The organism is Phaeobacter sp. JH20_02 (genome assembly GCF_048056915.1).
Lineage (GTDB): Bacteria > Pseudomonadota > Alphaproteobacteria > Rhodobacterales > Rhodobacteraceae > Phaeobacter > Phaeobacter bryozoorum.
The window spans coordinates 15,830-36,896 of the sequence record NZ_JAYMVP010000027.1; the positions used below are offsets into that span (position 1 = coordinate 15,830).

21 protein-coding genes are annotated in these 21,067 nt (G+C 58.6%); 11 read left to right on the forward strand and 10 right to left on the reverse strand.

Going from position 1 to position 21,067, the window contains the following annotated elements; translation table 11 throughout:
* Window positions 1–71: 71 nt before the first annotated feature.
* Entirely contained in the window at window positions 72–674 is a 603-nt protein-coding gene (locus VWY34_RS13780) for a transposase (protein WP_416545690.1), read from the reverse strand.
* 559 nt (window positions 675–1,233) lie between these two features.
* Between VWY34_RS13780 and VWY34_RS13785 the strand changes: the two genes are divergently transcribed.
* The 3 genes from VWY34_RS13785 to VWY34_RS13795 all read left to right on the forward strand — a co-directional run bounded on the left by VWY34_RS13785 (window position 1,234) and on the right by VWY34_RS13795 (window position 3,278).
* On the forward strand, window positions 1,234–1,545 hold the full coding sequence (locus tag VWY34_RS13785) for a hypothetical protein (RefSeq protein WP_416558551.1): 312 nt from the start codon (window positions 1,234–1,236) through the stop codon (window positions 1,543–1,545).
* 405 nt (window positions 1,546–1,950) lie between these two features.
* Complete coding sequence (locus tag VWY34_RS13790) at window positions 1,951–2,100, forward strand: hypothetical protein (RefSeq protein WP_416558552.1); 150 nt, start codon at window positions 1,951–1,953, stop codon at window positions 2,098–2,100.
* 77 nt (window positions 2,101–2,177) lie between these two features.
* Window positions 2,178–3,278, forward strand: coding sequence for an AAA family ATPase (locus tag VWY34_RS13795; RefSeq protein ID WP_416558553.1), 1,101 nt, complete (start codon window positions 2,178–2,180; stop codon window positions 3,276–3,278).
* 842 nt (window positions 3,279–4,120) lie between these two features.
* On the opposite strand, the gene VWY34_RS13800 is transcribed toward VWY34_RS13795, so the two are convergent.
* Both VWY34_RS13800 and VWY34_RS13805 read right to left on the reverse strand, forming a co-directional pair.
* Window positions 4,121–5,002: an MBL fold metallo-hydrolase gene (locus VWY34_RS13800; RefSeq protein WP_416545696.1), complete on the reverse strand. Its 882-nt coding sequence runs from the start codon at window positions 5,000–5,002 to the stop codon at window positions 4,121–4,123.
* Window positions 5,003–5,085: 83 nt separating this feature from the next.
* Window positions 5,086–6,525 carry an aminotransferase class V-fold PLP-dependent enzyme gene (locus VWY34_RS13805; protein ID WP_416545698.1) on the reverse strand — a complete coding sequence of 480 codons (1,440 nt, stop codon included), beginning with the start codon at window positions 6,523–6,525 and terminating at the stop codon, window positions 5,086–5,088.
* Window positions 6,526–6,618: 93 nt separating this feature from the next.
* Between VWY34_RS13805 and VWY34_RS13810 the strand changes: the two genes are divergently transcribed.
* On the forward strand, window positions 6,619–7,083 hold the full coding sequence (locus VWY34_RS13810; protein WP_416545700.1) for an Lrp/AsnC family transcriptional regulator: 465 nt from the start codon (window positions 6,619–6,621) through the stop codon (window positions 7,081–7,083).
* 149 nt (window positions 7,084–7,232) lie between these two features.
* On the opposite strand, the gene VWY34_RS13815 is transcribed toward VWY34_RS13810, so the two are convergent.
* The gene (locus tag VWY34_RS13815; RefSeq protein WP_416545702.1) at window positions 7,233–8,756 is read right to left on the reverse strand and encodes an NAD(P)-binding domain-containing protein; all 1,524 of its coding nucleotides are present in this window, start codon (window positions 8,754–8,756) and stop codon (window positions 7,233–7,235) included.
* Between the two features lie 337 nt (window positions 8,757–9,093).
* Window positions 9,094–10,002: a LysR family transcriptional regulator gene (locus VWY34_RS13820; RefSeq protein ID WP_416545704.1), complete on the reverse strand. Its 909-nt coding sequence runs from the start codon at window positions 10,000–10,002 to the stop codon at window positions 9,094–9,096.
* A 99-nt stretch (window positions 10,003–10,101) separates the two neighbouring features.
* Here VWY34_RS13820 and VWY34_RS13825 point away from each other — a divergent pair, with 99 nt between their 5' ends.
* Both VWY34_RS13825 and VWY34_RS13830 read left to right on the forward strand, forming a co-directional pair.
* On the forward strand, window positions 10,102–10,782 hold the full coding sequence (locus tag VWY34_RS13825; RefSeq protein WP_416545706.1) for a cupin domain-containing protein: 681 nt from the start codon (window positions 10,102–10,104) through the stop codon (window positions 10,780–10,782).
* Window positions 10,712–11,899, forward strand: a complete 1,188-nt coding sequence (locus VWY34_RS13830; RefSeq protein ID WP_416545708.1) for a flavin monoamine oxidase family protein — start codon at window positions 10,712–10,714, stop codon at window positions 11,897–11,899. Before VWY34_RS13825 ends, VWY34_RS13830 begins: the two co-directional genes overlap by 71 nt.
* Before the next feature lie 155 nt (window positions 11,900–12,054).
* Here VWY34_RS13830 and VWY34_RS13835 read toward each other — a convergent pair whose 3' ends face one another.
* The 4 genes from VWY34_RS13835 to VWY34_RS13850 form a co-directional block, all read right to left on the reverse strand.
* A complete protein-coding gene (locus VWY34_RS13835; RefSeq protein WP_416545710.1) occupies window positions 12,055–12,552 on the reverse strand; it encodes an adenylate/guanylate cyclase domain-containing protein in 498 nt (165 codons plus the stop codon).
* 118 nt (window positions 12,553–12,670) lie between these two features.
* Complete coding sequence (locus VWY34_RS13840) at window positions 12,671–13,753, reverse strand: IS5 family transposase (protein ID WP_416545712.1); 1,083 nt, start codon at window positions 13,751–13,753, stop codon at window positions 12,671–12,673.
* A gap of 34 nt (window positions 13,754–13,787) precedes the next feature.
* Window positions 13,788–14,543, reverse strand: a complete 756-nt coding sequence (locus VWY34_RS13845; RefSeq protein WP_416545714.1) for a hypothetical protein — start codon at window positions 14,541–14,543, stop codon at window positions 13,788–13,790.
* A 100-nt stretch (window positions 14,544–14,643) separates the two neighbouring features.
* Window positions 14,644–15,045: a rhodanese-like domain-containing protein gene (locus VWY34_RS13850; RefSeq protein WP_416545779.1), complete on the reverse strand. Its 402-nt coding sequence runs from the start codon at window positions 15,043–15,045 to the stop codon at window positions 14,644–14,646.
* A 166-nt stretch (window positions 15,046–15,211) separates the two neighbouring features.
* On the opposite strand from VWY34_RS13850, the gene VWY34_RS13855 reads away from it, so the two are divergent.
* The 5 genes from VWY34_RS13855 to VWY34_RS13875 all read left to right on the forward strand — a co-directional run bounded on the left by VWY34_RS13855 (window position 15,212) and on the right by VWY34_RS13875 (window position 19,422).
* Entirely contained in the window at window positions 15,212–15,529 is a 318-nt protein-coding gene (locus tag VWY34_RS13855; RefSeq protein WP_259997277.1) for an ArsR/SmtB family transcription factor, read from the forward strand.
* Window positions 15,530–15,584: 55 nt separating this feature from the next.
* Window positions 15,585–16,634, forward strand: coding sequence for a permease (locus VWY34_RS13860; protein WP_416545716.1), 1,050 nt, complete (start codon window positions 15,585–15,587; stop codon window positions 16,632–16,634).
* 94 nt (window positions 16,635–16,728) lie between these two features.
* The gene (soxC, locus tag VWY34_RS13865; protein WP_416545718.1) at window positions 16,729–17,982 is read left to right on the forward strand and encodes a sulfite dehydrogenase; all 1,254 of its coding nucleotides are present in this window, start codon (window positions 16,729–16,731) and stop codon (window positions 17,980–17,982) included.
* The gene (locus VWY34_RS13870) at window positions 17,972–18,517 is read left to right on the forward strand and encodes a c-type cytochrome (protein WP_416545720.1); all 546 of its coding nucleotides are present in this window, start codon (window positions 17,972–17,974) and stop codon (window positions 18,515–18,517) included. The genes soxC and VWY34_RS13870 overlap by 11 nt, the downstream gene beginning before the upstream one ends.
* 161 nt (window positions 18,518–18,678) lie before the next feature.
* The gene (locus VWY34_RS13875; RefSeq protein WP_416545722.1) at window positions 18,679–19,422 is read left to right on the forward strand and encodes an SDR family oxidoreductase; all 744 of its coding nucleotides are present in this window, start codon (window positions 18,679–18,681) and stop codon (window positions 19,420–19,422) included.
* A gap of 413 nt (window positions 19,423–19,835) precedes the next feature.
* On the opposite strand, the gene VWY34_RS13880 is transcribed toward VWY34_RS13875, so the two are convergent.
* Complete coding sequence (locus VWY34_RS13880) at window positions 19,836–21,059, reverse strand: MalY/PatB family protein (RefSeq protein ID WP_416545724.1); 1,224 nt, start codon at window positions 21,057–21,059, stop codon at window positions 19,836–19,838.
* Between the last annotated feature and the right edge of the window lie 8 nt (window positions 21,060–21,067).

Consider the following 21,067-nt stretch of genomic DNA (forward strand, 5'->3'; position numbering starts at 1 on the left):
AGAATAGCAACGCGCATTGGAGCTGTGAACCAGGCCGGCTGACGCGGCTGTGGATCCGCTATCTCGTTAACTCAATAAGGCGGCACGGTGGGCGCGTGTGCAGCAGCGCACTCTTCGCTTCGGGATAGGACTTGGTTGTAGACCCAAAGGTATTCTGCGGTGCGGTCTTTGCGGATGATGGCTGGGGTTGAATGGGGAGCTTCCGAGAGGATACAACTTCCAATCAATCCGCCTTGGGGTAGCCCCAAATCGACCAGGAGATTTTTCTTCATCTTGAAAGTGGCGGCGTAGCTAATCCCGAGCTCATCCTTCAAGCTGTGGCCGGTCGGGTAACCCAACTTGAGACTATTCGCATTGTGCCAAATCAGAATCTCGGCGGCGCGAAACCAGTTCTGGAGGGTCACATGGCTTCGATGCAAAACGCTGCCGACCTGAGGGGAAAATTGGTAAAGGCAACTCTTGCAGCAGAAAATCTTCCGCTTCTCCAAGTGGCCGGTTTGCTTGCTGCCGCACTTCGGACACTGAACGCCGTTGGGCCAACGTCCCGCAATCAGCCGGTCCCGACAAGCCGTCTCTGTGGGCCAAGTTACCCGTACCCCGAGCTCGGGCAGACGCAAGTACAGCTGCATCCAATGAAGGCGTTTCGTTTCCTCTGGTGTCAAGTCTTTGCGCATGCCGCAGATGGCTAAGGAAACTCAGTGGCCGTGCCAACCGAATTCCATCCAAGCGAGGGAACAGCGACCGCTGATTACATAGTCGCATTGGCAGGCCTGCTGCTTATTGCGGCACTACAGGAAGTTCCGAAGCGGCCAGACCGGTTTTCGAGGGGACCTCGCAGCGCCGCCAGTCGACTATTTACCATACGGCTGTCCAAGCAGGTTTGTGCTTCTCGAAGTTTGTGCCCGCTGCAGCGACAAATTCGATCGATCACAAACCTCCTCGAACCTTCTTGGGCGCGTTTCATTACCGCATATGTTGAGCGCGGAACCCCCTCGAAGTGGCAATTACGATCCAGGCGAGGTTGTTGGGCAAAGTGTCTCAGAGGCATGATGCGGGTCACTTCTTTTGTTTTTGCCGATCCAAGTTATTGCCTTTATGCATAAATAACAAAGGCATATCTCCGTTTCGCAGTCACCCATGCCGATGTTGCGTACCGATTATTCAAGGACTCAGGCACAAGTCGTTCTCAGCAGCAGGTCTGGAATCTGCTATTCGATCCAGCACATGGTTTCCATGAGTGAAAGCGAAACTGCTGACAGCATCCAGCGGAAGAATGTCTGCGAAAAGCCACCCCCCGTCCTTTCCTTGGCAGCTCACCACCAGGTTTGCGGCGTGCGAAAACTGAAACTTGCTCGCCGCCAGGGAGCACCACCGGTAGCTGGCGAGCAAGTAGGAATGCGAAATTTCGAACCTCGCTTCCTTTTGCGCCGATACTTCTCAAATCTCTGCACGCGCCGTGACGCCAATGAAAGTGGAGACGATCCTGGCTGCCAGAAGGACTGTCCGGATCAGCCAGGAGCAGCGCCGGAATTTGCGAAAAACTGATAAAAAACAAATGCATAGACTCGCCCCGCCAAATCCGCCACAAACCGGAGCACTACCGAATCAAAGTGGATTGGGCACACAGCGATGTTACGTTGTTCCACCCGCAACAGTCTCAAGAAGGGAGAGGGACGTGTCTGAGAAGGACAACTGCATTGCCGAGGATGCGCTGCGTATCATGGAAGCCCACTCTAAGGATTTTCGGCGGCCGCCCTGGAGCATCAAGAAGACGAACGTGGCCTGCGACTTCACCTCTGGCGGTGGATGGCACCCACTGTTTGAGTGCTTGAGCACGGACGTGGCGTAGATCATTCGTGGAGACGGTCTGACCGGTGTTATCAATTCCGATCCCGGTGCGCCGACTGGCTGAAGTTTCAGGTCTGGGATGGCTAATGTCTTGTGCAGATCATGAAATCGCTGAATGGCAAGCGCTTAGCTTGGCCGAAACCGCAAGCCGGGCCCGAAACATTGAGCAAAGTCCAGTTCAACGCACTTTTCGAAGAGGTCGATTGGACCCAGGTGACAGCATCAAACAGCCGCAAGCCCGTGTTCCTGTAAACCCAACAGCCAATCCTTTGTTCAGCGGCTGGAGCCTTCCCAGCGAACAGGCCAATTTTGCCAAAGGTTTTCCCCTGATGTCCCGCATCCCCTTTATCGAAGCCCGTTTTTTCAGCCCGGAGGACACCACCTACTCGCTGGAAAAACGGTTCGTGCAGCACCTGCGCGACCTGCGAAGCCGGAAGCTGCCAGATACCAGCGCTGGTGCGGAGGGCGAAGACAGCGGTGAAAGAGCCGCAAGGCGCCGCCACTCCACCAGCCCCAGCGAACAGGACAGAGCGCGGATCAAACGCCGTGTTGATCTTCTTCTTGAGCGCCGGAAGGCAGCTTCCGGCATGGGGCATCTCAGCCGGGAGCACCGGGAGCGGCTCTCTGTATTTCGGGATGGCGTCAGGCTGGTTGCGATCGCTACCGAACACCTGGCTGATGAACTGGCGGCTGAACTGCATGGGGAAATGCCCTGGATGGCTCCGGCGACGGAAGCCGTGTGGCATGCGATGCGCCGGTCCGTACGCGACGGTTGGCCGGGCCTGCGTCTGCCGCCCATGCTTCTGGATGGGCCGCCCGGAATCGGTAAGAGCCACTGGGCGCGGCGCCTTGGACAGTTGCTCACAGTCCCAACAGCCGTTGTTGAAGCTACCAGCGAGAACGCGTCGTTCGGCGTAGTCGGGTCGCAGCGGGGCTGGGGCAGTGCGTATCCGGGGCGCGTGCTGGAAACCATTCTGCAGGCGGGCGTAGCAAACCCGATCCTTGTCGTGGATGAAGTGGAAAAGGCCGGGAAGGCTACGTCCAATAAGGGCCATACTTTTGGTCTGGCTGAGGCGCTCTTGCCGTTGCTCGAACCCATGACCGCGAAACGCTGGAATTGCCCTTACTATCAGGTGAAGTTCGACATGAGCTGGGTGGGCTGGGTGCTGACGTCCAACAATTACCGCCTGTTGCCTGAACCGTTTCTCAGCAGATGCCCGCCTGTCCGGTTGCGCGAGCTCACACGTGCGGAATTAAGTGATTTTGTGCGGCGGGAAGGCGCTAAACGGCATCTTTCGTCTATTGCGGTCCAAGTTGTTACCGAAGCTGTTGACCGCACATGCCAATATGGGATGCGCATCGACCTCCGGATTGCATCCCGGCTGCTCCAGCGTGCTGAAGACCTGGAACGTCGACCTGTCTGTCATTGACCGTTGAAACTTTGGCCTGGTGCGGAAAAAGAACGTTGAAGAAGTCTCGGGTTCGTTCGTTTGGGTCGAAGGGCTCAATTCGCAGGCCGCGAAATTTGGAAAATCCTACAAGGCACGCCTGGTTGTCGCCTTAAGTCTGGCCGAACGAGGCAGCGCTACTGTTGCATTGCCGCCGTTCGTGCATTCTGCTTCATTTCTGAAGACTGAAGAACCGCACTGCGGGAGGAAGCCGGCTTTTGCTCCTGCGGCTACTGCTGACGCTGAAAACCCTCGCTACTGCAGCGCGAAACTTTCGGCAGCGCGGCGATCTTCCCCATTGCGGTCGTTTGGGAGGGAAACCGATAGTCTCTACAGATGCGAAGTGCATAGCGCTAAACTGCTCATGTTCAGAGATTTCCAACGAGTAGCTTCAGATAGGCAATGAGCCCGGCGCCTAGGGAAAGAAATGGGACGGCAGTTGCGGATAGATGGTTCTCAGACGTGTTCAGAGTCCGGCCATCTTTTTGTAGAGCGGTCGCGTGAGGAGATGAGCACCGCTCGCTCTGTTCGTCTGCCGTCCCAGGTGGCTCCGCCTTGTTGATCCCCAAACCAGGCGGAGCAGCCTGCGTGACATTTCTGGTCAGTTAAGCTTCCTGATTTGCCCGGGAGTCAGCCGGGCAAGGTAACTTTCCAGTTCACGCTTGACGATTGGTGTCAGGCGCGCCGGGCGCCTGTCTTGAAGCTTCGCCACCATCACAGCAGGCGGTTACTTTCACTTTGTGCCTCCGTGATTGTGTTTCCGGGACAATTAACCGCGGACAGATGAAGCGCGGTCCAGGGCATTGAAGTTCGGGTATTGGGGCCTACAGCTTGTTCAAAGGCACCTTCAAAACCTGATCGCCGGTTTCATTGGAGGGAACGACACCGGCTTTCATGTTGACCTGAATGGATGGGATTATCAGCGATGGCATGGCCAGTTGCGCGTCACGCCGGGTTCTCAGTTCGACAAAAACCTCGCGGGACTTGCCTTCTCCGACGTGGATGTTGTGGGCCTTTTGTTCTGCGACAGTGGTTTCCCATTGGATATCCCTGCCATTGGGCCCGTAGTCATGGCACATAAACAAGCGGGTCTCATCGGGGAGGGCCAGGAGTTTTTGAATGGAGTCATAGAGAATGCCCGCATCGCCACCGGGAAAATCGGCCCGGGCAGAACCGCCGTCCGGCATGAACAGCGTGTCACCCACAAAAGCCGCATTTCCGGTGATGTGCGTCATGCACGCGGGCGTGTGGCCCGGTGTGCTGATTGCTGTGACTTTCAGCCTGCCGATGGAGTAGCTGTCACCGTCGGCGAAGAGCCGGTCGAACTGGCTGCCGTCGCGCTGAAACTCAGTGCCTTCATTGAACAGTTTGCCAAAAGTGTGCTGAACTACAGAGATGTTTTTACCGATCCCTATCCGGCCGCCCAGTTTTCCCTGGATGTACGGAGCCGCGGATAGATGATCTGCATGCACATGGGTTTCGATGATCCACTCAAGGAGGAGGTCATGCTCCTGAATGAAATCGATGATCTTGTCAGCGCTTTGATAAGATGTCCGGCCCGCCGCATAGTCGATGTCCAGGACAGAATCGAAAACGGCACAGGACTGTGATCCTGGATCACGCACAACGTAGCTGATCGTGTTTGTCACCGGATCGAAGAAGGAATGAACCTCGGGATTAGTACTGAGGCCGGATCGCTCTTGCATCAGAATGTCCTCGCGCTGGTTTCGGGATGGCGCTGGCGGCGGTTTCAGAACCGGCCGCCAAGTCAGGTTCAGGCACTTTTACCTCAGGCGACCTCGAGCTCATCATTGTCGATGGCAAAGCGCGCAGTCTTGGGGTCCGCCTTGAATCTTGCTTCCAGTTCCTCGAGGCGGCCCGTCAGTTCATTGACGCAGTCGATGATGAAGTTCACTTTTTCATCGCTCATCAGATAGCTGAAGTTGAGGCGTACCCAACCGGGTTTTTCCAGTTCATTGCCCTGCTGCAGCGAGCAAAACAGCTCTTCGGATTTTTCTGAGTCGATGTTGAGGAGGTAATGCGCGTACGGGCCGGCACAGGCACAGCCGCCGCGGACCTGGATACCGTAAACGTCGCTCAGCATGCGTGTGAACAGCTGATGATGGAACCTTGTTCCGTCCTTGCGTTTGACCAGGAATGAGAAGATCGGCAGGCGGTTTTCGTGTTCAGTTCCAAGTAAAACCAGTTGCGGGTTCTTGCGCCAGGCATCGATTGCCATCTTGTTCATTTCCGCCTCGCGCGCGGAAATGAACTGTTGGGTGATCACGTCTTTGACCACAAAGGCAAGTGCTGCGCGGATGTCGCCGACAACATTGGGTGTACCTGCTTCTTCCCGGGAAGCAAGGCTGCTGGTGTAGTGATGTTTCCAGGGCGAAACGAAAGTGACGGTGCCGCCGCCAGGCCAGGTTGGCACATCACTTACGACAGCGTTGTCGCGCATGATCAGCACACCGGTTGCGCCGGGGCCGCCGGGGAACTTATGCGGCGAGACAACAACCGCATCTTTCCGGCAGTCGGGCGCGGGGTTCATGTCGATTGGCAGATAGGGCGCTCCGCCAGCGTAGTCCCAGACGGCAAGCGCGCCATGCTTTTTCAGGAGCCGGGTCACGTCGTCCGGCTGTGTGATCACGCCCGTCACGTTGGACGCCGCCGAAAAGCTGCCGATCTTCACATCCGCATCCTGATGCTCGATCAGCGCGGCTTCGAGCACAGCCAGATTGGGGCCGCCCTCGGGGTTTTCCGGCACCTCGATAACGGTTGCATTGCTTTCGCGCCAGGGCAGGATGTTCGAGTGATGCTCGTATGGGCCAATGAACACGACAGCCTTTTTTGCCTTGTTCACCCCGAACAGTGCCACCAGCCGGTTCAGGCCCGCGGTGGCGCCGGAGCCGGTGAAAACAACCGAACAGCCATCATCTGCATTGGTCAGGCGGGAAATTTCGGCCCGCCCGGCGGCGCGAAGACGGGTGATGTACTGGCCGCAATAGGAGGCTTCGGTATGGCTGTTGGCGTAAAAGGGCAGGACATGCTCCCGCACGTAGTCCTCGACCTGGGACAAGGCCCGGCCGGAGGCGACATAATCGGCATAGGTGAGCTCAACGTCTCCGAACAGGCCGGGAATCCTGGCGCCGTCGCCGATGACGCCTTCACGCACCGATTTCACAACATCACCGGTCTTCAGCGAGTCTCTAAAAATTTCCATGGTCATGACGGCACCTCCTAAGTGAAGATTACTCACGGAGGCGTCAGGTTTTTATCTTTTTCATTGCGCTGTTCGAATAAATTTGCAGATTATGACAACATGGCGGGCAAGAAATTAGATCAGAAAGGCAGGGAAATCCTGAACGCGCTGCAGGAGGACGGTTCGCTGCCGCAGCGGGAGCTGGCTGAAAAAGTCGGCCTGTCCCAGAATGCCTGCTGGCGCCGCCTGCAGAGCCTGACCGCGGCCGGAGTTATCAGCGGGTCGACGGTGAAGCTGGACCGCAGAAAAGTCGGGATGGAGCTTGTTGTCTTTGTGCTCATCCGGACGCGCCACCATTCTGCCGATTGGCTGAAAGAGCTGCGCCGGACGGTTATGAACATTCCCGAAGTGGTGGATTTCTTCCGGATCAGCGGCGACTGTGATTACATGGCCAAGGTGATAACAGCGGACATGAACAGCTATGACCGCGTGTATCAGCGGCTCATTTCCTCGGTGGAGCTGGATTCGGTCACATCCTATTTTTCGATGGAGACCATTGCCGAGCAGCGGCCCCTGAGGCTGTAGTGGGGACCGGAAATTACGGGGTTTCGGTCCCTGCAATTCACTCACGGCGCACCGGTTACGTTTCAGCTTGGCGGTGGCGCTGCTTTCCTGAAAAGTTCTGTGCCGGGCAAGGCATCAGCCTCGCCCGGCTGCCTGAGTGGTAGAGTGTGTTAGGTGCAGCAGTTTGCCTGCTTTGCTTCCGCTTCAGGTTCTTGAGACGAGCCGCAGCAGCCAGAGGATACGGTGGCTGCGTTTTCACTTTTCCCAGATGACCCGCAGCATCCTGCCGCATTTTCTTGCGCGGGGCTGTAGTTGCTGGCGGATTCCGGACTGCTGTCCTCGCTTCCGCAGCAGCTGGATGCTTGCTGCTGCGGGGCACCATAGATTCTGGCGGGATCCGGATCGGCTTCCAGTTTGCCGCCGCAGTTGAATTCTGCGCCGTCTTCTCCAATGCAGCAGGCAGGCGCGATCTGCTCAAGCGGCATCTCTGTGACAACTCCAGCCAGAGAGTCGGTGATTGAGTGGACTTGGGCATAGCCGGTCCGCATCAAGAAGGTCGGGGCCCGTCCATAGGACTTCATGCCGACAATGAAGAAATTCTTGTCCGGGTGGGACAGCTCCTCCACGCCATGAGCAGGAACAGAGCCGCATGAGTGAAGGTTCGGGTCAATCATCGGGGCAAGGAGGCGCGGGGATTCAACCACATCGTCAAGATCCAGCCGCAACTCGCGCAAGATGTCCAGATCAGCGCTGAAGCCGGTATTCACCACGATCCGGTCCACTGAAATCTCGCGGGGCTGGCCGGCGACCATGAGAGATACATTCAACTTGCCGTCTGCTTTTGTTATGCGTTCGACGCGCATCGGTGCAAGCAGCTCCAGTGAGCCGGCATCGATGGCTTCTTTTGCCGCTGTGCCCAAGGCCGCACGCTCAGGCAGTTCCTTGTTCAGGCCGACACTCGACAACAGTTTTTCCATTGTGTTGTGCCGAAGCCCCCAGAAAATCTGGGTGCTAGGATTGCCGCGGCGTAACTGCAGCAAATCGAGAACAACATTTGTTGCGGAATGCCCGCCGCCCAGAACCAGGGTTGATTTGCCATCATACAGCTTCCGGTCTGCACCGAGCGTATCCGGAATTGCATGGAAGATGTGAGTTTTGGCTTCCTCTTCCCCGGGAACCGGAAGCCCATCGGCGCCGATGGGGTTCGGATTTGACCAAGTTCCGGACGCATCAATGACGGCGCCAGCTTCGAGAACATGACGCACTCCATCAGCCGTCACATAGTGAACGCTGAACGGGGCATTATCGCGGCCTCTGGAGACTGACTTGCTCAGGCCGCGTTTTGAAACCGCGATAACTTCCGCACCGAAATTTATGTGGTCTTTTAGCAGGGTGATGGATGTTGCCGGGATCAGGTACTGGTCGACAAACTCCTGGCCTGTCGGGACGCTTTCCGCATCCGGCTGTGTCCATCCCGCATCGTCAAGCAGGGTTGTTACGGAGGGGTCAGTCATGAGCTGCCAAGGGGTGAACACGCGGACGTGGCCCCATTCCTGGATAGCGCGGCCCGCTGAATTGCCTTTCTCCAGGACAATAGGTGTCAGGCCTTTTTGTAGCAGCTGAGCTGCCGCTGCTATCCCAACAGGTCCAGCGCCAATGATGGCCACGACGTTGTCATTCTGTGTTTGCTTCATTATATTTCCTCGATGCATCGATCATCAAAGTTTCGGGTTAAAAAACCCCACTAAGCATTTGCCTGACAGGAGCATACCTGCAGGCAGTGAGACATTTATTTCCGTTCAGCAAAGGAGACTTGGGAATCTTACTGCCCTTTCTCTTTTGCCGAATAGACTTGCGATTGCAGCCAGACATACGCATTGATCATCGATGCATCAAGTGGGAAGCTCAAAAATGCGAAGAATACAGCTTGCCGACCCCACTAGCCGCCTGGTCAGCAGCTGCGTTCTCTCACAGTGAATTGCAGAAGGTTACTGAACTGAAACCAGCGGTGCAGCATCAATGGGCCCGACCCTAGAAGCCATCCTTTGTCCTGGCCCCGGGGAATTTGCGGGCCAGTTTCAAGAAGCCGGCCACATAGTCGATGCCGGCGTCTGGCTGCCGCAAACCCACATTGATGCTTTTGGAAAGCCCTGGTTTTCCGATCCTCACAGCCTTGACGGGAAGGCCTGCCCCGGTTTCGATGATCAGCCAGTCCGGTAAAACCGCCAGTCCGCGCCCCGCGGCAACAAGGTGGAGCGTCAGGTCGATGCTTTCTATTTCCACACGCCGCCTGGGGCGGCAGCCGGCCGGGATCAAGAAGCGCGTGTAGATGTCGAGCCGGTCCATGCTGACAGGTACGGAAATAAGTGTCTGATCAGTCAAGCTTGCAGGTTCGACTGCGGATTGCGCTGCCAGGGGATGATCGTGCGGCACCGCAAGCATGATCTCGTAGTCAAAAACCGGTTCAAACAAAAGCCCTGGCCTGGCCACCGGATCGGGGGTGATCAGCAGGTCAATTTCGTGCGTTTCCAGTGCTGCAATGCCGTCGAAACGGAATTCCGTGCGGATCTCCAGTTCCACGTCCGGCCATGCCGCCAGGTAAGGCGCGGTGACCTGCATCAGCCATCTCTCGCAAGGATGGCATTCCATGCCGACCCGGAGGACCCCGCGCCGCCCGGTTGCCATACCGGCCAGAACGGTTTCAGCATGTTCCAGCTCCGGAACAATGCGGTCGGCCAAATCAAGAAGATAGGATCCTGCCAGCGTGAACTCCAAGCTGCGGCCCTTTTTGCGCCAGAACTTTACCTGGTGAAACTTCTCCAGCTTGGCAACTGCATGGCTGACTGCCGACTGGCTGAGGCTCAGACGGTCTGCTGCTGCCGTGACGCTGCCCGCCCGGCGCACTTCGCGGAGAATGGCTAGATGATACCGGTCAAGCACTATGAGCATCCTGCATTGATTGATGAATTCATGCCATTTCTGTTCATGAATTGGCAGTGCTATCCACAGTCACAGAGCTGAAAGGAAAAGGACCCCGCCATGCGCATCAATGCAGAACTGGACCAGCCAGTTACCGTTCACGCCTCCTCCCTTGATTGGACCCCGAGCCCGGCGGCTGGAGTAGAGCGCAAGATGCTGTACCGCGAAGGCGGTGAGGTTGCGCGGGCGACGTCCATCGTCCGTTATGCGCCGGGAAGCGCCTTTCCTGCACATGTTCACAGCGGCGGCGAGGAAATCCTGGTGCTATACGGGACCTTTCAGGACGAGCACGGGGATTACCCGGCAGGCACCTATTTTCGTAACCCGCCAGGAACCTCTCACAGCCCTGCCGCGGTTGACGGCTGTACGATTTTTGTCCGCCTCTGGCAGTTCCGGGATGGGGATGCGGCACAGATTGTCCGTGTGCCAGGGGAGGGCGGTCCTGGTGAAGCACGTCAGGGTGTGAAATTGTCAAACACCCTTTTCGAGGACGGTGCAGAACGCGTCATGCTGGAAGAATGGGAGCCGGGCGTTGCTGTTGCAGTTGAAAACACGCGCGGGCTGGAACTGCTGGTGCTACAGGGAGAGCTTTCGGTGAGAGGAAAATGTCTGAAGGAACAGAGCTGGCTGCGGCTGCCGGCCGGTCACGGCATTGATGCCCAAACAGGGGATGCCGGCGCAACCGTCTGGATCAAGGATGCGCCGTTGCAGCATCCGGACGTATTGCAATTGCCTGCCTGATCAAGCGCGCGAATGGGGTACGAAGACACTGATGGACACCAAAGTTGCGATCATTGGCGGCGGCCTAGCCGGCCTTAACGCCGCCCGTCTCTTGGATCAGGCCGGTATTGATTACCAGCTCTTTGAAGCACGGGACCGGCTGGGCGGGCGCATTCTGACTGTGAACGAAGCAGGCAGCACCGATGAGGATGGTTTCGATCTGGGGCCATCCTGGTTCTGGCCGCGGATGCAGCCAGCAATCGGCAGCCTGATAGAGGAGCTGGGGCTGCCGAGTTTTGCCCAGCGTGCGGAGGGCGACGTGATATTCGAACGCATGTCGCGCGAGCCTGCGCTGCGCTACCCTGGGGGGCGCCAGGAGCCGGTATCCAGGCGCCTTGAAGGGGGAACAGGCTCGCTGGTCCGTGCCATTGAAGGCTTGCTGGCGGGTGATCGGGTTCACCGGGGCGCGCGTGTTGCTGGCCTGTGCTTGCTGGACAATGGGGTGGAGCTGACAATTCAATTCCAGGATGGTGCCGGGCATAAGGTCAAGGCTAGTCACGTCATTGCCGCGCTGCCGCCGCGCGTGCTTGCATCATCCGTGCGGTTTACGCCTGATCTGGAAGAAAATGACCGGCGGCTATGGGACAGCACGCCAACATGGATGGCGCCCCATGCCAAGTTCCTGGCGGTATATCAGCAACCGTTCTGGCTGGAAGCGGGGCTCAGCGGAACGGTACAGAGCATGGTCGGTCCGATGGCGGAAATACACGACGCCACCACCGCTTCGGGCAAGGCAGCTCTCTTCGGCTTCATTGGAATCGGAGCCCGGCAAAGGGCGCAGATGGGGGACAGCCGGCTCAAGCAGGATTGCCTGTTGCAGCTTGTGCGCATTTTCGGCGAAAGGGCGGCTGTGCCGCAGACCGCGCTTATCAAGGACTGGGCAGCTGATCCGCTGACAGCGGCTCCCGCAGATCTGGACAATAGCGGGCACCCAGCGGGCGCATCCGCTTGGGTTAACGGCCCTTGGCAAGGGCGCCTGACGCTGGGCGGCAGCGAAAGCAGTCCCAAAGAGGCCGGGTATCTGGCTGGAGCGGTAGAATCTTCCGGGCTAGCTGCACAGGCTGTGCTGGAAGCATGAGAAAAGCGTTCTGGCGTCAGTGGTGCGGAATGAATGAGGCCTGACCCTATCAGGCAGTCAGAAATCCTGCACATATTCACCCAGCCGCATGCCCTGCACGAAAGTTGCGGGGCTAGGGAGGCTCGCAAGGTTGCCTGCGTCAGCGAAATTTAAAGTCAGCAGAGAAGGGTTCCAAAACTCTCCAGCGAAAACAACTCCTTGGGTTCCCGCACGCCGCGCAGTTCATGGCTGCCGAGGCTGGAAAGCTTTATGCTTTCAACGGTGAGGCTCCGCGCGAAGGCTTCGGAAATTACAATGTCCCGGTTCAATTTGCGGCACATGCCCTCTATGCGTGACAATTCGTTCACCGCAGGTCCGGTAACAGTAAAGTCGAGACGGTTTGGCGAGCCCACATTTCCATAATGGACTTCTCCCAGGTGGAGGCCAAGGTATAGGCCGGTTGCGGGCAGGCCTCTGTCCCGTCTTGCAGTTGTCAGCCTGGTGATTTGCCGCCTGAGATGTTCGGCCGCATGGGCTGCGGCACAGGTGCTGAGCGCATCGCTGCCTTTGTCGAAAACTGCGAGCACCCCGTCGCCCATGAATTTGAGGATATTGCCACCGTACCTGTGGACACTGTCTACCACGCATTCAAAATAATCGTTGACCATATTCAATAGCTGGACACCTCCGGAAACCGTGATTTTCTGATGTACGGAGTAATATGAGCAGCCCTGGGGGGCTGCTACTGCGGCCTGATTGGCTTAGCGCTGTAGGTTCGAGGGACGTGAGCCGTCAGGCGGGCGCAGTTCGGCTGAGAAGCCATCGCAATCGGCCGATGTTGTAGACCATGTTGGCCAGAGTAATTGTCGCCTTGGCACGGGCCAGGCCGATGGTTCGGATGATCAGGCCCATGCGATCCTTCTGATGTCCGAAGACGTGCTCGACCTTGGAACGCACGGCTGACTTACGGCCATTTGCCCGTGAGGTCCGCCGTGACATCGGGCGGCTGCGGGGCTTCTTTCGGTGGATCTCGCTCTTCATCCCGTTCGCTTGCAGCCACGCCTCGTTCTGAGCCGACCGATACGCGGTATCTGCCCAAACCCCGCGTCCGGTGTTTGCCGTCTGGACCAGTCCCTCGCGCAATCGGGCACCATCATGCTGGGCCGCGTCGGTGACGATCTGACGGCGGATAATCCCATTCTGGCGATCAATGGAGATATGGCTCTTATAGCCGAACATCGGGATCGCGAGGTCGACCGGTTTACTGCCGTCCGCACGCGGCTTTGCCTTGGAGTACTTGACCGTCCAGCGCGCGTTCGTGTCCTTCTGCGCCGCCTTTGCAGGCTTGTCCGGCCAGATCTCCTGCGCGGTTTTGCCAGCTTTGATGGCCGCCTTCTCGCCGTCCGAATTGCGCTGGCGCGGGGCCGCGATGAGGCTTGCATCGATGATCTGTCCGGCGCGTGGGATGAAGCCCGCCTGGTTGATTGCCAGGTCGAGTTCCCGGAACAGCCCGTCGAACGCATCAGCCTTGATCAAGGCCTCGCGAAAGTCCCAGAGCGTGTTCGCGTCCGGCACTGTGTCGGCGATCCCGAGACCGCAGAACCGCATCCAGCTGAGCCGGTCCCGAACCATTCGCTCGGTTCCCTCGAGCGACAGTCCATGCAGGCTCTGCAGCACCAGCATTCTGAACTTCAGCACAATGTCCAAAGCCGGTCGACCGCCCTTGGAACTACGCGGCCTGCCAGCCGCGCACTCAAGAATTGGCCGGAAGCGCTCGAAATCCACAGTGGCATTCAATGTCTCCAGCGGATCGCCACCCGCCGAGATCTCCGCCAGCCGGTCATCAACGCTCCAGAAGCCTGCTTGCCTCGACATGGCCGCCTCCCCGTTACGCGGGAAGTGAATCACGTTATCCGCCGATCAGCCAGAGGTTTCCGGAGGTGTCCAGCTGGTCGCGCGGAACCTCGTCGGAAATCTTGGTGAATCCTTGCAAGTCAGACGACCAAAGTGCCGCCTGTATGCTCTGTCCTGCACCTCTTTCGATCTGACCGTTGAAAACTGTTTCGGCTGCATTTTTCCCAAGATAGGCCCGGACAACATTACGGCCGATCTGCTGGTTGGATGAGGTCTTGATCACCAGGGCGAGCGTTTGCGCGATCCGCTTGATCACCTCCAGATGCCAGTCTTCAAAGCCGCCCGGCCGGTCGGTTGCCCAGGATGTCAAAAAAATGCGGGCAGGACCCAGGCTCATTCCCGTTCCCAAGGAGATCCGCAACGCGAAATAGTCCGTTCCGCCGTCCTGCTGCAGTTTTTCCAGCAAGGGGAAACAGCCGTATCCGCTGATTCCGAAGAGCGGGTATCTCAGGCTATCAGCCTTCTGGTAGATCAGTTTGTAGAAAGGAGTGCGGGAAAAATCGGTTCCGGCTTCTTGAGACGCGCGCAGCCAGCTTTCTGTCTTAATACCGCCTCCATCCCGGGTCCAGAGATGCAGATAGCCACCGATTGTCGGGTGCAGCACTGGCTGAGAGGCATTGAATCTGACAAGGGGCACACCCGCTTCAAGCAAACGCCTGCAAGCGCGTTCAAGCACCGAAGCCTCACCAAATTCGCTGAGTGCATCCTCAACAATTGCATGGGCGATACGGGAGATCTTTTCTTCAGTCATTTGACAGCTCCGGCTTGCCTGGTTCTTGGGCCGATCGGCATTCAGGCCCTGAGGGGGGCACATCTGTGCTCCCCCGGTGAACGCATCCGCAGGTCCGGGCTCAGCCGTTGGAAGCCTGCACGGGCCCGTCCTGCTTGACCCATTCATCAAATCCGCCGGCCATATGCATGACCGGGGACATGCCCATATCCATCGCCAGTTTGGCCGCCAAAGCGGAACGGCCGGCAGCGGCGCAGTAGAACACATAGGTCTTGTCCTGGTTGAAAACGGGTTTGTGGTGCGGGCTGTCTGGGGCGATCTGAAACTCCATAGTGCCGCGTGAGCAATGAACGGCGCCGGGGATAAGCCCGGTCCGCTGCACTTCAGTGCCATCGCGAATATCAACGAACACGTAGTTGCCGTCGGCGTATTTCTCCTTTGCTTCGTCAATCGGCATGACGGCAACCACGCTGTTTGCTTCAGTCATCAAGTCCTTAAGGCCTTTGACAAATTTCTGGGCCATGATCGTCTCTTTCATTGTTGATGTTTGGTCGGCTTGTGCTTTTGCCGGCTGCTATTTTCTCGCACCCCGTTGCTTTCTGAGCCCTCGAAAGTGCGTTCATCCTTACGGTTAGAGGAATTTCACCGACTCATATTGACAAAACCGGGTTATTAGTTATTTTCGTCTCATGACTATTTCAAGCTCTAACGCACGCGCTCTTGCCGCCCTCGGTCACGACGCCCGCCTGGCCATCTTCCGTCTGCTTGTCAAAGCCGGGGAGGACGGGCTGCGGGTCGGCGACATCGCCGAACATCTGGGCCTGGCGGCCTCCACCCTTGCGCATCACCTTTCGACGCTGGTCGATGCCAGGCTGGTGGTGCAGGAAAAGCGCGGGCGCGAAGTGTACAACCGGGTCGACTATCCCGTCATGCTGTCTGTCGTGAACTTTCTGACGTCGGAATGCTGCGCGGGTGTGACCCTGACGGCAAAGGAGGAGACCGCTTGAGACGCAGGCGGCCTTTTCTTGGATTAAAAGAAACTACAAAACTGGTGGTTTGGAAATGACTAGCGCAACCGAAAACACCCCGAGGCCCGGCGCTGCCGCCTGGCAGTTCGCCAAGGACCAGCGCGTCTGGGCGGCCTCCGCGGCCATCCTTCTGCTGCTCGCTCTGTTCGACCCGGCGCAATCCGCAGACAGCGCAGCCTTCGCCGGTGCGGCCCTGGCCCATACGGCGCCATACCTGCTTTTTTCAATTGCCGTCGCGGCCTGGGCCGGGGCAACCGGCGCAGACAACCTGGTGGCAAAGGCCTTCACCGGTTCGCCGCTCCTGATGATCGCCCTGGGTGCGGTGGCTGGCGGGTTGTCGCCGTTCTGCTCCTGCGGAGTGATCCCGCTGATCGCAGCGCTTCTAGCGATGGGAGTGCCGCTGTCAGCCGTCATGGCGTTCTGGCTGGCCTCGCCGATCATGGACCCCTCGATGTTCTTCCTGACCGCCGGCGTGCTGGGTGCCGAATTTGCCGTGGCCAAAACCCTTGCGGCCGTTGGCCTGGGTCTGTTCGGCGGCCTCACAGTCCATCTGCTGAGCCACGGCGGCGCTCTGCAAGACCCGCTGCGCGACGGTGTCGGCAACGGCGGCTGCGGCGGCTCGAAAATGCGTGCGCCCAGGCCGGTGGTCTGGAAATTCTGGCACGAGGCGGAGCGCCGGGCAAAATTCGCCACGACAGCCTGGACCACAACCCTGTTCCTGGCCAAATGGCTGCTGCTGGCTTTTATCCTGGAAAGCCTGATGCTGGCCTGGGTTCCGGCAGAGACCGTGACCTCCACGCTGGGCGGTAAAGGCCTGCTGCCGATTGTCACCGCAACGCTGGTCGGTGTGCCTGCCTATCTGAATGGCTATGCGGCGCTGCCGCTGGTCGGTGGCCTGATCGAGCAAGGCATGGCGCCGGGAGCTGGTCTTGCCTTCCTGGTGGCCGGTGGCGTCACCTCGATCCCTGCCGCCATGGCCGTTTGGGCCCTGGCAAAACCCAAGGTCTTTGCCCTCTACCTCGGCCTGTCGCTCTCCGGCGCCTTTGCCGTGGGCCTGCTCTACCAGTTCTGGCACGCAGTCTGATCTACTACCGGCCCGGGCGCAGCCTCCGCCCGGGCCGGGCCACGCGCACCATGCGTAAAGCCGGCCGCAAGGCTTCAATAGAAGGAGGAAACTCATGACACGCAACACAGGTTTTCTGGGAAGGCGCGACTTCCTGAAAACAGGCGCCACACTTCTGACTGCCGGCGCCGCGGCTGCTCCGGCGGCCCTGGCGGCAGGCGCTGCAAAGGCCAGGGAATTCCCGGACAACATGCTCTATCCGGGCGCCGAAGATGAAGCCTACGGCAGCCCGTCGCAGCACGAGTCCGGTGTTGTCCGCAAGATTTTTCCGCAGCACGGGCAGTCAACGCTGACCGCGTCTTTCTCGCCCCTTCATGTGCAGAAAGGGATTATCACCCCTTCGGGCTTGCATTTCGGCGCTCACCACTCCGGCGTGCCGGATGTCGATCCGGAAACGCATGAACTCATCATCCACGGAATGACCGAACGCGCGCTGAAATTCAAAGCCAGCGATCTTCTGCGGTATCCGATGACGGGCGGGATCAATTTCCTGGAATGCGGCGGCAATACTGCGCCCAACGGCTATCACTCGGACCCGCAGCAGATACCGCTGCAATACCTATACGGCCTGCTTTCCGGCTCCGAGTGGATCGGCGTCCCGGTTAAGCTGCTGCTGCAAGAGGCCGGTATTGACCCAAAGGCCAAATGGGTCATTGCCGTTGGCGCGGATGCGGGTGGGCTGGCGCGCAGCATCCCGCTGGCGAAACTGATGGATGATGCGATCATCGCGCTCTATCAGAACGGCGAGCGGCTGCGCCCGGCGCAGGGCTACCCGATGCGCCTGTTCCTGCCCGGCTGGGAAGGCAACACCAGCGTCAAGTGGCTGCACCGGCTGGAAGTCACCGACCGCCCGGCATACACCCGCGAGGAAAGCCGCCACTACAGCGAAACTCTGGCGGATGGATCGATCGAAGGGTTCAGCATGTACATGCGGACCAAGTCGGTCATCACCTCTCCGGCAGTGGGGCAGACGCTGCACGACAAGGGTTATTACCAGGTGACCGGCCTCGCCTGGTCCGGCTATGGCCGGATCAGCAAGGTTGAGGTTTCCGACAATGGCGGCAAGACCTGGGTGCCTGCAGAGCTGGAAGGCCCGGTGCTCAGCAAAGCGCTGACCCGCTTCACCCTGCCTTGGCGCTGGAACGGGGATCCGGCGCGCCTGCAAAGCCGGGCAACGGATGAATGGGGCAACACCCAGCCCACCCATCAGGAATGGAAGAGCCGCTATCTTGAGGGAAGCCGCAACCATTACAACGCCATTCAGGCCTGGCAAATCGACGGACAGGGGGCCATCGCCAATGTCTTCTAATCATGTACTGGCGAGGGCTGCCGCAATTGTCCTGATGACGGCAGGTGCTGCCGCGGCACAGGACACGCCCGCCCTGGGAACCGAGGTTCCGGCAGAGGAGCTCGCAAACTTCTACACCACCGTCTTTCCCGACGGCGAGGGCCTGCCGCCCGGCGGCGGAACGGTCCAGGACGGCAAGGTGGTCTATGAGGAGCAATGCGCCGCCTGCCACGGTGAAAAGGGCGAAGGGGATATGAGCAAGTACATCCCGATACTTGCCAGTGAGGGCAAGCCGGAGCACGGCTTCCTCTGGTCCACCGGGCATTCCTGGCCCTACGCGACCTCAATTTTCGACTATGTTCGCGTGGCCATGCCACCGTTCAACCCCAAAGAGCTGAGCGACAAGGAGACCTATGCGGTCACTGCCTACATCCTGCATCTAAACGGCTTTTTGCCGGAGGATGGCAGCGTGAGCCATGAGACCCTGCCGCAGGTGAAAATGCCCGCGCAGGACTACTTTGGCAGCCTTTGGGAAAAAGAGGAAAGCCAGCGCTGAGACCTGGCTGAGAGAGGCTGGATTGCGGCCCGCCGCGATCCAGCCGGGCAAACCAGGTTTGCCTTTGCCCGGAGCGGAAACCGCTGTTTCCGCCCCCCCCATCATGCGGGAGCCGCTCCGCTCCGGGTCTTTTCAACACCATCAATCGGGATACATACGTCATGCTCGACGGAAAAACCGCCCTTGTCACCGGCGGCTCCAGCGGAATTGGCCTTGCCACCGCGAAAATGCTGCAGCTGAACGGCGCCCGCGTCGCTATCACTGGACGGGACACCTATAAACTGGAAGCCGCTTGCGCCGCACTTGGCGGCGATGCAATTGCCATTCAGGCTGACATCAGCCAGGCGCATGATCTGGAGCGCATGCAGGCGGCACTTGAAGATCAGTTCGGCAAAGTTGATATCCTCTTTGCCAATGCAGGCGCCGCATTCAATACACCGCTCGGCAAGACCGATGAGGCGATGTACTACCGGCTGACGGATGTGAATGTGAAAGGCACCTTTTTTACTGTCCAATCCGTGCTGCCCCTGATGCCGGAAGGCGGCTCGATCATCCTGAACACCTCCTGGCTCAATCAGATCGGCACACCTGGCAAGGCGCTGCTATCGGCCTCCAAGGCAGCGGTGCGTTCCTTTGCGCGGGTCATGTCAGCGGAGCTGCTGGAGCGCAAGATCCGCGTGAATTGCGTCAGCCCCGGCACCATCGTGACGCCGATTCACCGCGGAAAGGATGAGACGGATGACCATTTCCGGGCCTATGTCGAACGGATCGGCACGCAGGTGCCAGCGGGCCGGATGGGCCAGCCGGATGAGGTTGCTTCCGCGGTCCTGTTTCTGGCCAGCGACGCCTCAAGTTACATGCTGGGTGCCGAGATCGTGGTGGATGGCGGCCGCGCGGAACTCTGAAACCCATATGAGACTCGCCAGGGCCGAAACCTATCCGGTTCCGGTTCTGGCCTCATATTCAGGTATTCACAGCCAGTCACCAAGCTCGTTTGATTGCAAACTCTGATCTTAATGCCGTTTTTCAGGCACTGTCCTGCCGGGGGCTTATGCGATCATTGGCGGCTCTCTCTGTCCGCACGCCAGTCAGCGGCAAGCCTTTGCAGCAACCATAACAGCAGCGCCTGCAGGATCGAGCCACTCACTCAGGCAGTTATTGGACGCTAAGGGCCGTGGTACCTGCGCGGGAAGGTAGCTGCGTCCCGCACTGGTGGATCGGAAAACCTTGAGGCCGAAAGGGGCCGGGAGATTGCAAACGCGTTTGCCGGGTCTCCCAGCCCAAGTTGGCTGCTGGCAATGACTGTACGGGGTCAGTCTCAGCAGCAGCTATCTGATTTGGGAGTGCAGGCAGCCGGGGCGCAATCAGACGCGCCAGAGCTGTCGATCACCGTTTTGAACTGCTTGAATGCGGCTTCGATATCGGCCCGGGGGGCTGCGATGTTCACCCGGATAAATCGGGTTGCCTCCTGATCAAACCAGGTGCCAGGTGTGGCACCAAAGCCGGACTCGCTGAGTTTTGCCTTCAAGGCGTCGCCCTCAAGGCCTGTTGCCGAACAGTCGAGCCAAACCTGATACGTGCCTTCAACCGGTGACATCTTGATTGCAGGAAGTTCCTCTTTCAAGAAGCCATCGATCCAGTTCACGGTGCCTTCCAGATAGGCGATCAGTTTGTCCACCCAGGCATCGCCTTCTTCATAGGCTGCAACGGTTGCTGCCAGGGTAAAGGCGTTGCTGTGCGTCAGATACATGGAATCGGCGGTTTTCTTGAAACGCTCCAGAATATCCGCGTTCTCTGTATAGACGTAACCATTCGAGATGCTGTGCAGGCCGAAAGTCTTGGCCGGAGAGCCGATCACCGCCACGTGGTTCGCTGCGTCTACCGCCATCAGACTGGTGAACTTGTGGCCGCTGTAGATGATGTCAGCGTGGATCTCGTCGCTGATGATGGTCACACCGTGTGTGGCGGCCAGAGCAGCCAGCCTGGCAAGCTCATCCTCGCTCCAGACGCGGCCAACCGGGTTATGCGGATTGCACAGGATCATCGCTTTGACGTCAGGCGCACTCAGCTTTTCTTCGAGATCGTCAAAGTCCATCTCGTAAACGCCGTCTGTGTTGCGCAGCGCACTCTTGACCACTTCGCGTCCGGCACCGCTGATCACCTTGCCGAATTGGTGGTAGGCCGGCACCTGCATCAGCACGCTGTCACCAGCCTCGGTCAGCTCGCGGATCAGCATCGATACAGCTGTCAGCACACCTGTCACCTGCTCGAAATTGTCGGGATTCAGCGTCAGGCCATGGCGGCGCTCATACCAGCCAGAGATTGCGGCAAACACGCCTTTGGCGTTGAATTCATAGCAGAATTGTCCGCGGTTTGCGATGCGCAGCATGGCATTTTTGATCGGATCTGCGATTGCAAAATCCATATCGGCAACCCACAAGGGGGTCATCTCTTCCTTTCCGAAGACCATTTTCAGGAAATTCGGATTGTGGCGCACAAAGTTGTCGCCAGTCTTTTCGGGAGCGGTGTCAAAGGTGCTCATGGAGGTTC